This is a genomic window from Streptomyces sp. Root431, from assembly GCF_001426585.1.
Lineage (GTDB): Bacteria > Actinomycetota > Actinomycetes > Streptomycetales > Streptomycetaceae > Streptomyces > Streptomyces stackebrandtii.
The window spans coordinates 126145-140262 of record NZ_LMEI01000001.1; the positions used below are offsets into that span (position 1 = coordinate 126145).

Sequence of the window (14118 nt, forward strand, 5' to 3'; positions counted from 1 at the left end):
GATCGCGGGCGCCGCGGCCGGGGCGTTCCTGACGCTCACCGCCGTCGCGGCGGCCCCGGCGCAGGCCGCCGGGTACCGCTACTGGTCGTTCTGGGAGAGCGACGGCGGGAAGTCCTGGACCTACGCCACGCAGGGCCCGGCGACCGCCCGCCCCGCCGACGGCGACGCGATCGGCTTCCGTTTCGCGCTCAGCCAGGGCACGAGCGACACGTCCAAGCCCACCGCCGCCCCAGACTTCGCCAAGATCTGCGCGGGCGTGGAGAAGAAGGACGGCAGCAAGCGGATCGCCGTCGTCGTCGACTTCGGCGGCCCGAAGGACACCCCGCCCGGCGAGAAGCCGCCGGCGAAGCCGGTCGAGACGGGCTGCGCGCAGGTCCGCGAGGACGCGACGGGCGCGGAGGCGCTGGCCGAGGTGGCGAAGCCGCTGCGGTACGACGGCGCGGCGATGCTGTGCGGGATCGCGGGCTATCCGGCGCGGGGCTGTGGCGAGCCGGTCGCGGAGGGCGGCGATCAGCCGACTCCGTCGTCCGCATCCGCCGCTCCCGCCTCCGCCTCCGACGGGGAGGGCGGCGGCCCGTCGTTCGGCGTGCTCGCCGGCGGGGCGGCCGTGCTCGCGCTCGGCGGCGCCGCGATCTGGAAGGCCCGCCGTCGCGGATGAGCCCCGCCCGTAACCGCAGGAACAGCAGCAGGTTCTCGGCCCCCGTGGCGAACAGGTCGAACGCGCTCCACGCCGGAGCGTGGTGGCTGTGGGCGCTCGGCCTCGCCGTCGCCGCCTCGCGCACCACCAATCCGCTGCTGCTGGGCCTGCTCGTCGGGGTCGCCGGTTACGTCGTGGCGGCCCGCCGCACGGACGCGCCGTGGGCGCGCTCGTACGGGGCGTTCGTGAAGCTCGGCCTGTTCGTCGTCTTCCTGCGGGTGGTGTTCTCGCTGCTGCTGGGCTCCCCGATCCCGGGGACGCACGTCCTGTTCACGCTGCCCGAGGCGCCGCTGCCCGAGTGGGCGCAAGGGGTACGGATCGGGGGCCGGGTCACCGCCGAGCAGCTGGTCTTCGCCCTGTACGACGGCGCGAAGCTGGCGACCTTGTTGATCTGCGTGGGCGCGGCGAACGCGCTGGCCAACCCGGCGCGGCTGCTGAAGTCGCTGCCGGGGGCGCTGTACGAGGCCGGGGTCGCCGTCGTCGTGGCGATGACCTTCGCGCCGAACATGGTCGCCGACGTGGTTCGGCTGCGGACCGCCCGGCGCCTCCGGGGCCGCCCCACGGGCGGGGTCCGGGCGGTGCTCCAGATCGGACTGCCGGTGCTCGAAGGAGCGCTTGAGCGGTCGATCGCTGTGGCGGCCTCGATGGACGCGCGGGGTTACGGCCGGACGGCTCAGGTCCCCGCGTCCGTACGCCGTACGACGAACGCGCTGACCCTGGGCGGGCTGCTCGGTGTCTGCGCCGGTTCGTACGGACTGCTCGCCGCGGAGGGCGCCGGCTACGGGCTGCCCCTGCTGGCCGCCGGGCTCCTCGCGGCCATGGCCGGGCTCCGGCTCGGCGGACTGCGGACCGTTCGGACCCGGTACCGGCCCGACCACTGGGGCGTACGGGCCTGGCTGGTCGCGGGCTCCGGGATCGCGGTCGCGGTCCTGATGATCTGGGCGAACGCGTACGCACCGGAGGCGCTGCATCCCGGGATCGTCCCCCTGGAGGCGCCGGAGCTGCCGCTCTGGCCGGCCGTCTCGATCCTGGTGGGCCTGGTCCCGGCGTTCGTGGCGCCCGTACCGCAGGAGTCCGTACGCCAGGAGCCCGTACGTCAGGAGCCCGTACCGCAGGAGTCCGTTCCCAAGGAGAGTTCGTGATCCGCTTCGAGAACGTCTCGGTGAGGTACGAGGAAGGTGCCGAGCCCACCCTGCGGGACGTGAACCTCACCGTGCCCGAGGGCGAGCTCGTCCTGCTCGTCGGCCCCTCCGGCGTCGGCAAGTCGACCCTCCTCGGCGCGGTCTCCGGCCTCGTCCCGCACTTCACGGGCGGCACCCTCACCGGCCGCGTGACCGTCGACGGCCGGGACACCCGCACGCATCCGCCGCGCGAGCTGGCGGACGTGGTGGGCACGGTCGGCCAGGACCCGTCGGCGCACTTCGTCACGGACACGGTCGAGGACGAGCTCGCGTACGGGATGGAGTCGCTGGGCCTTGCACCGGCCGTCATGCGGCGCCGGGTCGAGGAGACCCTCGACCTCCTGGGCCTGGCGGAACTCCGCGACCGCCCCATCGCCACGCTCTCCGGCGGCCAGCGCCAGCGCGTCGCGATCGGCTCGGTCCTGACCCCGCACCCCAAGGTCCTCGTCCTCGACGAGCCGACCTCCGCGCTGGACCCGTCGGCGGCGGAGGACGTCCTCGCGGTGCTCCAGCGCCTGGTCCACGACCTGGGCACGACGGTTCTCCTGGCGGAGCACCGCCTGGAGCGGGTCGTCCAGTACGCGGACCAGGTCATCCTCCTGCCCGACGGCGTCATGGGCCCGCCGGCCGAGATCATGGCGGTCTCCCCGGTCCACCCGCCCGTGGTCGCCCTCGGCCGCCTGGCGGGCTGGGACCCGCTGCCGCTGACGGTGCGGGATGCGCGGCGGAGGGCGGACGAGCTGAAGGGGCGGCTGGAGGGGCGGGACCCTGCGGGGCTTCTCCCCCATCCCGCCCCTTCCCGAAACCGGGGCTCCGCCTCGGACCCCGGTCCTCAAACGCCGGACGGGCTGGATCTCGGCACCTCCATTTCAGCCCCGCCGGCGTTTGAGGCGCGGGGGTCCGGGGGCAGCGCCCCCGGTTTCGGGAAGGCGCGCGGTGGGGGAATCTCCCTCTTCCGACGGCGCCGCACCCACCCGACCGACCCCGCCCCCGCCTCCCCCCTCGTCCTCGCCGAAGGCCTCGGCGTGCGACGCGGCCGGGTCGAAGCCCTCCGCCGCATCGACCTCCAGGTCGTGCCCGGCGAGACCGTCGCCCTCATGGGCCGCAACGGCGCGGGCAAGTCCACCTTCCTCTCCACCCTCGTCGGCATGATCCCGCCCACCTCCGGCACGGTCCGCGTCGCCGGCCGCACCCCCCACACGACCACCCCCCGCGAGCTGATCCGCCAGGTCGGCCTCGTCCCGCAGGAGCCGAGGGACCTGCTGTACGCGGACACCGTCGCCGCCGAGTGCGCGGCGGCCGACGCGGACGCGGGCGCGGCGCCGGGGACCTGCCGGGCCCTGGTCTCCGAGCTCCTCCCGGGGGTCGCGGACGACACCCACCCCCGGGACCTCTCCGAGGGGCAGCGGCTCGCGCTCGCGCTGGCCGTGGTCCTGACGGGCCGCCCGCCGCTCCTCCTGCTCGACGAGCCGACGCGCGGTCTGGACTACGCGGCGAAGGCCCGGCTGGTCACGCATCTGCGGGCGCTCGCGGCGGAGGGTCACGCGATCGTGCTGGCCACGCACGACGTGGAGCTCGCGGCGGAGCTGGCGCACCGGGTGGTGATCATCGCGGACGGCGAGGTGGTCGCGGACGGCCCGACGGCCGAGGTCGTCGTCTCCTCCCCCGCCTTCTCCCCGCAGGTCGCGAAGATCCTGGCGCCGCAGCACTGGCTCACGGTCGAACAGGTGGAGGCGGCGCTGTGAAACAAGTGAGCGGCCGCCCGGTCCGGCTCGGCCCGCGCTCGATCACCGCGCTCGCCCTGGTCTCCTTCATCGGGGTCGCCGCGTTCTGCTGGCCGCTCTTCGCGGGCGCCGGCTCGGCGGTCACCTCGCACGCCGGTGACGCGCCCTGGCTCTTCGCGGCCCTCCTGCCGCTCCTCGTCGCGGTCGTGATCGCGACGATCGCGGACTGCGGGATGGACGCGAAGGCGGTCGCGATGCTGGGGGTGCTCGCCGCCGTGGGGGCGGCGCTCCGCCCGCTCGGGGCGGGGACGGCGGGCCTGGAGCCGATGTTCTTCCTGATGGTGCTGAGCGGCCGGGTCCTCGGGCCGGGCTTCGGTTTCGTCCTCGGCTCGGTGACGATGTTCGCGTCGGCGCTGCTCACGGGCGGGGTGGGCCCGTGGATGCCGTTCCAGATGCTCGCGATGGGCTGGTTCACGATGGGCGCCGGGCTGCTGCCGGCCCCGCGGGGGCTCCGGGGCCGGGGTGAGCTGCTGATGCTCTCGGCGTACGGCTTCGTGGCGGCGTTCGCGTACGGAACGGTCATGAACCTTCAGGGCTGGGTCCTGCTCCAGGGCCTGAGCAGCGGGATCTCCTTCGTCCCGGGCGCCCCGCTCCACGAGAACCTGGTCCGTTTCCTCGCCTACGTGGTCGCGACCTCCCTCGGCTGGGACCTCGGCCGCGCCGCCCTCACCGTCGTCCTCACCCTCACCATCGGATCCACGCTTCTGAAGGCGCTTCGCCGTGCCACACGACGGGCGAACTTCGAGGCCCAGGTCACATTCGAAGGCCCGGAAAAGGCCTCTCCGGGTGAGCCGCCCCACAGGACCTACGTCACGTACGAGCCGAAATAGTAGCCAGACGTACCCGTCCAAAATGCCCCACAGCAGGGCATGACCTGCGGAAATCCCCCACACCCACCCCCCGGGACCTTCCGCTCGGGTCCGAACCTTCCTCGTACAGGGGGTCGTTGCGTCGGGGCTCCGGCCCTGGTTTCGTAGTGGACGTCGCCAGGCAGCCGGTGCTCACCACAGCGCCTCGGACGGCCGGTTCCCCCCAGTTCCCGGGTCTCCCGGGCTCTGGTTCCGGCTTGCCGAAATCGCCCGGCGCGACCCTTGTTCCCGACGTTAGGTAGATACGTTGTTCCGCTCGCTCACCACTCGTGCCACCGCCCGCAACAAGAAGATCGCCGCCACCGCAGCCGTGCTGCTGGGTGCGTCGGGTGCGGTGCTCGGCACGACCGGCTCGGCTTCGGCCGCCAGCCCGCAGGAGCTCGCTCGCGACATCGTCCCCGCCTCGCAGTACGCGGCCTTCAGCAAGATCGTCTCGCACGAGTCCGGCTGGAACCCCGCCGCCACCAACTCGTCCAGCGGCGCCTACGGCCTCGTCCAGGCCCTCCCGGCCTCGAAGATGTCCTCGGCCGGTTCCGACTGGAAGACCAACCCGGCCACGCAGATCAAGTGGGGCCTGAACTACATGAACGAGCGCTACGGCTCCCCGAACGCCGCTTGGGCGTTCTGGCAGGCCAACGGCTGGTACTAAGAGTCCCTGCCGCCGCACTGCGCACCCGCAAGGCCCCGCCCTCCTCTCGGAGGGGCGGGGCCTGCGGCGTTTTCCGCGCGAAGGATTTAGTAGACCGGTCGTCTAGCTTCGCTTACTGTCTCCGGTGTCGGCGGATCCAGGATCCCGCCGCGACGCCGGAGGCTGCCCATGTCCACCACCGCACCCACCCCCCTCGACCCCACCCCTCTCGGCCCCACCCCCCTCCTCCCCGGCCGGTTCGGCAAGCTCGTCGGGATCGCGCTCCCCGTCGTCCAGGGCCCCTTCGGTGGCGGCCTGTCCTCCGTCGCACTCGCGGCGGCGGTCTCCGAGGGCGGCGGCCTCGGCTCGTACGGGGCGCACATCCACACCCCCGACGAGATCACCGCTCTCGTGGCCCGGCTCCGTGCGGCCACCGACCGCCCGTTCGCTGTGAACCTCTGGGTCCCCCAGGAAGGCGAGGCCGAGGCCCTCGCCTCCGCCGACCCCGATCGGCTGGCGGCGCACGCCGAACGCCTCCGGCCGTACTACGAGGAGCTGGACGTACGGCCGCCGAGCGCCGGGGACGTACGGGCGTGGCCGGACTTCGACGAGCAGCTGGACGCCCTGCTCGCGGCGGCCCCGCCGGTGATCAGCCTGGTCATGGGCCTGCCGCCGCGCCGCCTCGTCACCGAGGCCCGGCGGCGCGGGATCGTCGTGGTGGGCACGGCGACGACCGTGGACGAGGCCGTGGCCCTGGAGCGGGCGGGGGCGGACGCGGTCGTCGCCTCCGGCAGCGACGCGGGCGGGCACCGGGGCGCCTTCCTGCGGCCCGTACGGGAATCCCTGGTCGGCACCTTCTCCCTCGTCCCGCAGGTGGCGGACGCGGTGACCGTCCCCGTCGTCGCGGCGGGCGGGATCGCCGACGGGCGCGGGATCGCCGCCGCGCTGACCCTGGGCGCGGACGCCGTACAGATCGGCACGGGCTTCCTCGCCGCCCGCGAATCGGGGGCGAGCGAGCCCCACCGGCGGGCCCTCGGCACCCCGGAGGCCAGGACGACGGTGCTCACCCGGCTCTTCTCCGGGCGCACGGCCCGGGGCATCCCGAACGCCTTCGTCCGGGACATGGCGGCGCACGAGGAGCACGTGCCGCCGTACCCGGTGCAGAACGCCCTGATGCAGCCGATCCGCCGGGCCGCCGCCGAGCAGGACCGGCCGGCGTACGTGAACCTGTGGGCCGGGCAGGCGGCGGCCCTGGCGCAGGAAACCCCGTCGGCGGCGGCGTACCTCGCCGACCTGGTCACGGACGCGGGGAAGCGGCTCCCGGCCTGACGGCACACGGAGCCGCTCCCCACATCGGAGGCGTCACACCAAGGACGTCACACCAAGGAGTCCACACCAGGGACGTCACACCGGAGACGTAACTCCGCGATCAGAGCCGCTGGATGATCGTCCCGGTCGCCAGCGCCCCGCCCGCGCACATCGTGATGAGCGCGAACTCCTTGTCCGTGCGCTCCAGTTCGTGCAGGGCGGTGGTGATGAGCCGCGCGCCGGTGGCGCCGACGGGGTGGCCGATGGCGATGGCGCCGCCGTTGACGTTGACCTTCTCCAGGTCCTGGTCGAAGACCTGCGCCCAGCTCAACACCACCGAGGCGAAGGCTTCGTTGATCTCGACGAGGTCGATGTCCTTGAGCGACATGCCGGCCTTGCCGAGGACGGCGCGGGTCGCGTCGATCGGCCCGTCGAGATGGAAGTGCGGGTCGGCGCCGACGAGAGCCTGGGCGACGATCCGGGCGCGGGGCTTCAGCTTGAGGGCGCGGGCCATCCGCTTGGAGGCCCACATGATCGCGGAGGCGCCGTCGGAGATCTGGGAGGAGTTCCCGGCGGTGTGGACGGCGGTCGGCATGACGGGCTTGAGCCGGGCCAGGCCTTCCATGCTGGTGTCGCGCAGGCCCTCGTCCCGGTCGACGAGCCGCCACATGCCCTGCCCCGCGGCCTGTTCGGCCTCGGTGGTGGGGACCTGGACGGCGAAGGTCTCGCGCTTGTACCGCTCCTCGGCCCAGGCGACGGCGGCCCGCTCCTGGGAGAGGAGGCCGAGGGAGTCGACGCGCTCGCGGGTGAGGCCGCGGCGGCGGGCGATGCGCTCGGCGGCCTCGAACTGGTTGGGCAGGTCGACGTTCCACTCGTCGGGGAACGGCTTGCCGGGGCCGTGCTTGGAGCCGGAGCCGAGCGGGACGCGGGACATGGCCTCGACGCCGCAGCTGATCCCGATGTCGATGGCGCCGGCCGCGACCATGTTGGCGACCATGTGGCTGGCCTGCTGCGAGGAGCCGCACTGACAGTCCACGGTCGTGGCGGCGGTCTCGTAGGGCAGCCCCATGGTGAGCCAGGCGGTGCGCGCCGGGTTCATGGACTGCTCGCCGGCGTGGGTGACCGTACCGCCGACGATCTGTTCGACGCAGTCGGCGTGGATGCCGGTGCGGCCGAGGAGTTCACGGTAGGTCTCGCCCAGGAGGTAGGCGGGATGGAGGTTGGCGAGCGCGCCTCCGCGCTTGCCGATGGGGGTGCGTACGGCTTCGACGATGACGGGTTCCGCGGCCATGAGCTCGTCCTCTCCTCGACCGGTCGGGGTGTCCCGGCACCTCGCCCGGTCGGCATCCCGGGGGAACTAGTACGCGTTCTAGTTCTGAGTGCAGTCTTATGACTGCTACCCCGGGTACGCAAGGGTCCGGGGCGCAACAGTTCTCGCTCCACCTCTTGCTACTTGGCGAAGTCGTTACTAGCTTTCCCGGCAGTTTCTGATGGGCCATCAGATAATCATCGGATAATGGAGCGTGTTGCCGATGCCCTGCCCTCATCTCCCCGAAGGGTTCGACGCCACCGACCCCGACCTCCTCAGTACGCGCATACCCTTCCCGGAGTTCGCCCAACTGCGGCAGACCGCACCCGTCTGGTGGTGCTCCCAGCCGGCCGGCATCACGGGCTTCCAGGACGAGGGGTACTGGGCCGTCACGCGTCACGCGGACGTCAAGTACGTCTCCACGCACCCGGAGTTGTTCTCCTCGAACCTCAACACCGCCGTGATCCGCTTCAACGAGAGCATCGCCCAGGAGCAGATCGACGTCCAGAAGCTGATCATGCTCAACATGGACCCGCCCGAGCACACCCGGGTCCGCCAGATCGTCCAGCGCGGCTTCACCCCCCGGGCGATCCGGAACCTGGAGACGGCGCTGCGCGACCGTGCCCGCGCCATCGCCGAGGAGGCCCGGCGGAGCGCCGGACCCGACGGCAGCTTCGACTTCGTCACCCAGGTCGCCGTCGAACTGCCCCTCCAGGCGATCGCCGAGCTCATCGGCGTCCCCCAGGAGGACCGCTCCCGGATCTTCGACTGGTCGAACAAGATGATCGCGTACGACGATCCCGAGTACGCCATCACCGAAGAGGTCGGCGCCGAGGCCGCCATGGAACTCATCGGCTACGCGATGACCATGGCCGCGGCCCGCAAGGAGTGCCCGGCCGCCGACATCGTCAGCCAGCTCGTCGCCGCCGAGGGCCAGGGCAACCTCTCCTCCGACGAGTTCGGCCTCTTCGTCCTCCTCCTCGCCGTCGCCGGCAACGAGACCACGCGCAACGCCATCAGCCACGGCATGCACGCCTTCCTCACCCACCCCGACCAGTGGGAGCTCTTCAAGCGGGAACGGCCGGCGACCACCGCCGAGGAGATCGTGCGCTGGGCGACCCCGGTGGTCTCCTTCCAGCGGACCGCGACCCAGGACACCGAGATCGGCGGGCAGAAGATCCGCGCGGGCGACCGCGTCGGCATCTTCTACTCCTCCGCCAACAACGACCCCGAGGTCTTCACCGACCCCGAGCGCTTCGACATCACCCGCGACCCGAACCCGCACCTCGGCTTCGGCGGCGGCGGACCGCACTTCTGCCTCGGCAAGTCGCTCGCCATCAAGGAGATCGACCTGATCTTCAACGCGATCGCGGACGTCCTGCCCGACCTGACGCTCGTGGGCGAACCCCGCAGGCTGCGGGCGGCCTGGCTGAACGGCGTGAAGGAGCTCAGGGTCCGCACGGCGTGAGCCGTACGACCGACGGAACCGGAACGGCGCAGGCGACGTCCGACCCCACATGCGGGGGACCCACGGAACAAGCCTGACCAGCCGACTCGCCATGAGCAGAGTCGTCGCCATCGTCATCGCGCTGCTCGCGCTCCAACTCGGCCAGCTCGTCGCACCGGCGTACGCCTGCGGCTGCGGCGCCATGATCCCGGACACGGCCGAACGCATCGGCGTCGACCGGGAGGAGTCCGCCGTCCACTGGGACGGTGACACCGAGACCGTCGTGATGCGCTTCCGCGTCCACGGGAACGCCCGGCGGGCCGCCTGGATCATGCCGGTGCCCGCCCGGGCCGACGTGTCCCTCGGCGACCCGGCGCTCTTCGACGCCCTCGACCGGCTCACGGAGCCCGAGCAGCGCGACCGCTTCCACTTCTGGCCGCGCGGCGGCGACTGGCCGTTCTCCGACACGTACGGGGACGGCGCGGGCGCCGCCGCCCCGCCCGGCGCGGGCGCCGGCGTCGGGGTCGTCGGCCGCGAGCGTCTCGGCCCCTTCGACGTGGCCCGGCTGACCGCCACCGACCCCGACGCCCTCGGCGACTGGCTGCGCGCCAACGGCTTCGAACTGCCCGAACGGCTCACCGGCGCGCTGCGGCCGTACGTGGACCGGAAGTGGGAGTACGTCGCGGTCCGCCTCGCGCCCGAGGAGAAGGACGCGGTGCTCCACGGCGAGCTCACCCCGCTGCGGATCGCCTTCGCCTCGCCCGAACTCGTCTACCCCATGCGGCTGTCGCGGCTCGCGAAGAACGCCCAGACCCTCGGCCTCCACATCCTCGCCGACCACCGGATGGAGCCGCGCTCCCCCATCGGAGGCGACAGCCCCGAGGTCACCTTCGCGGGCCGGGTCGACGCCCCCGAGGGCGCGGTGGCCGGCCTCGCGGGCTCCGGACCGACGTACCTCACCGCCCTGGAGCAGAGGTTCCCGCAGCCCGACCGCATCGACGACGACCACCACCTCCGCACGGTCGCGGACACCCCGTACCGCGAAGTCGTCTACACCGACCGCCTGTTGACGTTCGGCGACGGGATCCCCGTGTGGCTCGCGACCGTCGGCGGCGGCGCGCTGCTCGCGACGGCGGCGACGCTCCTCGCCGTACGAGCGTCAAGGCGCCGGTCCGACCCCACCCCAGGTGTACGTTCGCCCGCATGACGAACCCTCAGTGGAACGAAGTCGACCGATACGTCACCGAGCTGCTCGCCCCCGCGGACGAGGCGCTGACCGGCGCGCTCGCCGCGTCCACGGCGGCCGGCCTGCCCGAGATCGCGGTCGCCCCGAACCAGGGCAAGCTGCTGCACCTGCTCGCCGCGATGCAGGGCGCCCGGAACATCCTGGAGATCGGCACCCTCGGCGGCTACAGCACGATCTGGCTGGCGCGCGCCCTGCCCGCCGACGGCCGGCTGATCACCCTGGAGTACGACCCCGCCCACGCGGACGTCGCCCGCGGCAACATCGCCCGCGCCGGCCTCGACAAGCTCGTCGAGGTCCGGACGGGCGCGGCGCTCGACAGCCTGCCGCTGCTGGAGGAGGAGGGCGCGGGCCCCTTCGACCTCGTCTTCATCGACGCGGACAAGGTCAACAACCCGCGGTACGTGGAATGGGCGCTGAAGCTCTCCCGACCGGGCACGGTGATCATCGTCGACAACGTGGTGCGCGGCGGGAAGGTCGCCACCGCACACCCGGACGACCCGGCGATCACGGGCACCCGCGAGATGTTCGAACTGGTCGCCCGCGAACCCCGGCTGGACGCAACCGCGCTCCAGACGGTCGGCGTGAAGGGCCACGACGGCCTGCTGCTGGCCCGCGTGGTGGGCTAGGGGCGAGGGCCTGGGCGGCCCTAGGAAGTGCCCTGGCGCCACCCCACGAACAGAGGCACCTCCCCGTCCTCCTCCCCGTCGAGGACGACGACGCCGAAGGGCCGGTCGAAGGCGATCCGCTCCACCACGGCGGGGCGGGGCGCGGCCGCGCTCCGGGTCATCGTGACCTGGGTGACGGCCGCGGCCTCGACCCCCTCCTCGGCGACCTCGACGACGGCCTCCTGGACGACCTTGTCGATGTACATGGCGGTGGCGGAGATCCCGGAGAGGTCGGCCTCGGGCCCCAGGGCGAGGCGGACGCCGAGGGCGTCGAGATGCCGCCGGACGTCGGTCTTCGTGCGCAGCGTGAAGCGCGGCAGGGCGAGATCGACCGAGTCGGCGGCGAGCGGCGTCCGCTCCCCGCACGGCGCCCAGGCGGCGGGCAGCACGTCACGCGGCCCGGCGCCCTCGGCCCCCAGCACGAACCGCACCCGGGCGCCGCTCCCCGCGCACGGCAGCTCGACGACGACGGCCCCGTCCGCGTACCAGGCCCATCCGGCGGGGATCCGCTGCCGCATGGTCGGTACGGGCCGGGTGACGCCGCCGCCGTCGGTGAAGGGCTCGTCGCGGGTGAGGTGCGCGGGGAAGGCGGTCAGCCAGGAGGCCTTCAGGGCGAGGGCGTTGACGAGGACGAGGTCCTCGGACCCGTCGAGCGTGAGCGGCAGCCCCGGAATCCGCCCGCCGGTGGCGCCCCGCACCCAGTCGTCGATCTCCTTCTGGGCGTCGGGGATCTCCCCGAAGGAGATGTCGTCCGTCGCCCCGAAGACCTCGTCGGGCAGGGCGAAGTAGCCCGCTTCGGGCAGGACCCCGAACCGGACCCCGGGCAGCCCGCGGCGGAAGCCGTCGAGCAGCGGCATCGTGCTCCACACCCCGGTCGCCACCGCGACCCCGTCCGTCGCGCCGAGCCACCGCCCGGCCTCGGTCACGGCCCGCGCCGCCGCCTCCCCGTCGACCCCGAGCAGCCCCGCCAGCTCCTCCCCGGTCCGCCCCCGCGCCCCGGAGGCGACGGCCCCGAGCGCCAGCCACAACCCGACCGGCGACACCACGAAGTCCCTGCTCCCGAGCTGCGGCAGCCACCGCCCCGCCAGCTCCCGCACCGCGTCCGCACCAGCCGCAGCCTCGAACCCCGCCATGACCCGCCCCCGTTCTCCCGTCCCGTGCCTTCCCCAGCATCATGACCGCTCCGGGGCCGGGCCTCACGCCGTCCCGACGGGTCGGTGTAGGAGACTGCGGACACATGACCAAGGCCCGGCGCAGCGCCCGGCCTGCAGGTACGTACTGAGAGGTGTCGTGTGCCCAGTGTGGTGAAGATCAACGTCCTGACCGTTCCGGCCGAGCAGCGTGAGGTCCTGGAGCAGCGCTTCGCCTCCCGCGCCGGGGCCGTGGAGGGCTCCGACGGCTTCGAGTGGTTCGAGCTGCTGCGCCCGCTGGAGGGCACCGACCAGTACCTGGTCTACACCCGCTGGCGCAGCGAGGAGGACTTCCAGAACTGGATGAACGGCTCCATGAAGGCCGCGCACGGCGGTGGCGGTGGTGGTGAGGGCGGCGAGCGGCCGAAGCCGGCCGCTTCCGGGTCCACCCTGTGGTCGTTCGAGGTCGTGCAGCAGGCGTCCCCGAAGAACTGAGCTGCGCCCCGGGTCGTGCGCGCCGCACAATGGCGCGCATGACCTGGACTTTCTCCCCCGAGCGCGTCGACACCCCGGACGCCACCGCCCTCCGCCGTGACTACTACGGCGACGTCGCCAGCCGCTACTGGAAGCGCCCCGCGACCGAGGCCGAGATAGACGAGGGGCTGACGAACGACGGGGTCGAGCTGCTCACGCCGCCGACCGGGCAGTTCCTCGTCGCGCGGTACGAGGGCAAGGCGGCCGGCTGCGGCGGGGTCCTGATGCTCGACGGCGAGCGCGCCGAGCTGACCAGGGTCTTCCTGCGGCACGCCTTCCGCGGCCTGGGCGGGGCCGGGGGCCTGCTCGGCGAGCTGGAGGACGCGGCGCGCGGCCTCGGCGCCCGCCGGATGGTCCTCAACACCCGCCTGGACCTGGTCGAGGCGCGCGCCCTGTACACGCGGCACGGGTACGCGGAGATCCCGGCGTACTGCACCGGCCCGTACATGGACATCTGGTACGGCAAGGAACTCTGACGGCGCGGGAGTCATGACGGCGAGCAGGTCCGCCGGCGAGGAGGCCCGGACCCGTGGGTCAGCGGCTCCAGACGACGACGTCGAAGATGCCGGTCGTGTCGGAGGACTGCCCGGTCAGTTCCTTGACGGTCAGCCGGGCGAGCCGGCCGTCGTTCGTGCGGGCGCAGACGACCAGGCCCGTCGTCAGCTTCATCTCCGTCGACGTTCCGAGGGTGTCGACGACGCCGGCGCAGTCCGCGTACGCGGGCACCTTCGACGCGTCCTTCCACACCAGCGCCTTGGTCTCGCCCTCGGGCTGCAGCATGTGGTCGCCGAACGGATAGACGGAGAAGTCGTTCCTCACATTGATCTCGGACTCCACGGGGGGCGCGGAGTCGAGGTCCTTGGGGTCGGTGTACGTGATCGCCAGGGCGCCCTGCCACTCGACCGTCCCGGCGGGCTTCGCGGGCGGGGTGGTGGGCGGGGTCGTAGGCGGAGTGGTGGGCGGGGTGGTGGGCGGGGTGGTGGGCTCGCTCGTGGTCGCGGTCGGGGTCGCCGGCGCGCTCTCGCCCGCGGTCGCCGGGGCCTGTGATTCCGGGGCCTTCGAGGAGTCCGGGCCCTGCGCCGCGGCGGCGGGCGGGGTGGCCTTCGTATCGTTGTTGGCGTTCACCAGGTACGTACCGACGACGCCGATGACCGCCGCCACCAGGGTGGCTCCGGCGCCTATCCAGGCCCCTCGGTGCGAGGCGGTGCGGGCCGGTGCGGGCGGAACCTGCGTGCCGTACCCGCCGTTCGCCACGTAACCGTCGTGACCGGTGCCTCCGCCGTTCGGCCAGTTCTGATGACGTGGCTCTTGGTTGTTCAT

14 protein-coding genes are annotated in these 14118 nt (G+C 73.0%); 11 read left to right on the forward strand and 3 right to left on the reverse strand.

Annotation, left to right across the window (positions count from 1 at the left end; genetic code table 11):
- Window position 1: 1 nt before the first annotated feature.
- The 6 genes from ASC82_RS00535 to ASC82_RS00560 all read left to right on the forward strand — a co-directional run bounded on the left by ASC82_RS00535 (window position 2) and on the right by ASC82_RS00560 (window position 6488).
- Entirely contained in the window at window positions 2–658 is a 657-nt protein-coding gene (locus tag ASC82_RS00535; protein ID WP_056641356.1) for an SCO2322 family protein, read from the forward strand.
- A complete protein-coding gene (locus ASC82_RS00540) occupies window positions 655–1839 on the forward strand; it encodes an energy-coupling factor transporter transmembrane component T (protein ID WP_056639826.1) in 1185 nt (394 codons plus the stop codon). The genes ASC82_RS00535 and ASC82_RS00540 overlap by 4 nt, the downstream gene beginning before the upstream one ends.
- Window positions 1836–3623: an ABC transporter ATP-binding protein gene (locus ASC82_RS00545; RefSeq protein ID WP_056639829.1), complete on the forward strand. Its 1788-nt coding sequence runs from the start codon at window positions 1836–1838 to the stop codon at window positions 3621–3623. Before ASC82_RS00540 ends, ASC82_RS00545 begins: the two co-directional genes overlap by 4 nt.
- Window positions 3620–4492, forward strand: coding sequence for an ECF transporter S component (locus ASC82_RS00550; RefSeq protein ID WP_056639832.1), 873 nt, complete (start codon window positions 3620–3622; stop codon window positions 4490–4492). Before ASC82_RS00545 ends, ASC82_RS00550 begins: the two co-directional genes overlap by 4 nt.
- Window positions 4493–4778: 286 nt before the next feature.
- The gene (locus ASC82_RS00555; protein ID WP_056639835.1) at window positions 4779–5180 is read left to right on the forward strand and encodes a transglycosylase SLT domain-containing protein; all 402 of its coding nucleotides are present in this window, start codon (window positions 4779–4781) and stop codon (window positions 5178–5180) included.
- A 168-nt stretch (window positions 5181–5348) separates the two neighbouring features.
- On the forward strand, window positions 5349–6488 hold the full coding sequence (locus ASC82_RS00560; protein ID WP_079038958.1) for a nitronate monooxygenase: 1140 nt from the start codon (window positions 5349–5351) through the stop codon (window positions 6486–6488).
- A gap of 100 nt (window positions 6489–6588) precedes the next feature.
- Here ASC82_RS00560 and ASC82_RS00565 read toward each other — a convergent pair whose 3' ends face one another.
- The gene (locus ASC82_RS00565; RefSeq protein WP_056639836.1) at window positions 6589–7758 is read right to left on the reverse strand and encodes a steroid 3-ketoacyl-CoA thiolase; all 1170 of its coding nucleotides are present in this window, start codon (window positions 7756–7758) and stop codon (window positions 6589–6591) included.
- Window positions 7759–7999: 241 nt separating this feature from the next.
- On the opposite strand from ASC82_RS00565, the gene ASC82_RS00570 reads away from it, so the two are divergent.
- From ASC82_RS00570 to ASC82_RS00580, 3 genes are all read left to right on the forward strand, one after another.
- Window positions 8000–9244: a cytochrome P450 gene (locus tag ASC82_RS00570; protein WP_056639837.1), complete on the forward strand. Its 1245-nt coding sequence runs from the start codon at window positions 8000–8002 to the stop codon at window positions 9242–9244.
- A 91-nt stretch (window positions 9245–9335) separates the two neighbouring features.
- Window positions 9336–10430, forward strand: coding sequence for a DUF2330 domain-containing protein (locus ASC82_RS00575; RefSeq protein ID WP_056639842.1), 1095 nt, complete (start codon window positions 9336–9338; stop codon window positions 10428–10430).
- On the forward strand, window positions 10427–11095 hold the full coding sequence (locus ASC82_RS00580; RefSeq protein WP_056639846.1) for an O-methyltransferase: 669 nt from the start codon (window positions 10427–10429) through the stop codon (window positions 11093–11095). Before ASC82_RS00575 ends, ASC82_RS00580 begins: the two co-directional genes overlap by 4 nt.
- A 20-nt stretch (window positions 11096–11115) precedes the next feature.
- On the opposite strand, the gene ASC82_RS00585 is transcribed toward ASC82_RS00580, so the two are convergent.
- Window positions 11116–12267: a serpin family protein gene (locus ASC82_RS00585; protein WP_056639849.1), complete on the reverse strand. Its 1152-nt coding sequence runs from the start codon at window positions 12265–12267 to the stop codon at window positions 11116–11118.
- A 159-nt stretch (window positions 12268–12426) separates the two neighbouring features.
- Between ASC82_RS00585 and ASC82_RS00590 the strand changes: the two genes are divergently transcribed.
- A complete protein-coding gene (locus tag ASC82_RS00590) occupies window positions 12427–12759 on the forward strand; it encodes an antibiotic biosynthesis monooxygenase (RefSeq protein WP_199862444.1) in 333 nt (110 codons plus the stop codon).
- A gap of 29 nt (window positions 12760–12788) precedes the next feature.
- Window positions 12789–13274 (forward strand): GNAT family N-acetyltransferase, encoded by a 486-nt coding sequence (locus tag ASC82_RS00595; RefSeq protein WP_056639855.1) that lies wholly within the window; start codon window positions 12789–12791, stop codon window positions 13272–13274.
- A gap of 58 nt (window positions 13275–13332) precedes the next feature.
- Here ASC82_RS00595 and ASC82_RS29800 read toward each other — a convergent pair whose 3' ends face one another.
- A complete protein-coding gene (locus ASC82_RS29800; RefSeq protein WP_157863416.1) occupies window positions 13333–14118 on the reverse strand; it encodes a hypothetical protein in 786 nt (261 codons plus the stop codon).

What these genes read in the sequence shown, in the direction of transcription:
- ASC82_RS00540 (WP_056639826.1), top strand. Translation starts at nt 655, where the DNA reads ATGAGCCCCGCCCGTAACCGCAGGAACAGCAGCAGGTTCTCGGCCCCC.
- ASC82_RS00560 (WP_079038958.1), top strand. Translation starts at nt 5,349, where the DNA reads ATGTCCACCACCGCACCCACCCCCCTCGACCCCACCCCTCTCGGCCCC.
- ASC82_RS00565 (WP_056639836.1), bottom strand. Translation starts at nt 7,758, where the DNA reads ATGGCCGCGGAACCCGTCATCGTCGAAGCCGTACGCACCCCCATCGGC.
- ASC82_RS00570 (WP_056639837.1), top strand. Translation starts at nt 8,000, where the DNA reads ATGCCCTGCCCTCATCTCCCCGAAGGGTTCGACGCCACCGACCCCGAC.
- ASC82_RS00575 (WP_056639842.1), top strand. Translation starts at nt 9,336, where the DNA reads ATGAGCAGAGTCGTCGCCATCGTCATCGCGCTGCTCGCGCTCCAACTC.
- ASC82_RS00580 (WP_056639846.1), top strand. Translation starts at nt 10,427, where the DNA reads ATGACGAACCCTCAGTGGAACGAAGTCGACCGATACGTCACCGAGCTG.
- ASC82_RS00585 (WP_056639849.1), bottom strand. Translation starts at nt 12,267, where the DNA reads ATGGCGGGGTTCGAGGCTGCGGCTGGTGCGGACGCGGTGCGGGAGCTG.
- ASC82_RS00595 (WP_056639855.1), top strand. Translation starts at nt 12,789, where the DNA reads ATGGCGCGCATGACCTGGACTTTCTCCCCCGAGCGCGTCGACACCCCG.
- ASC82_RS29800 (WP_157863416.1), bottom strand. Translation starts at nt 14,118, where the DNA reads ATGAACAACCAAGAGCCACGTCATCAGAACTGGCCGAACGGCGGAGGC.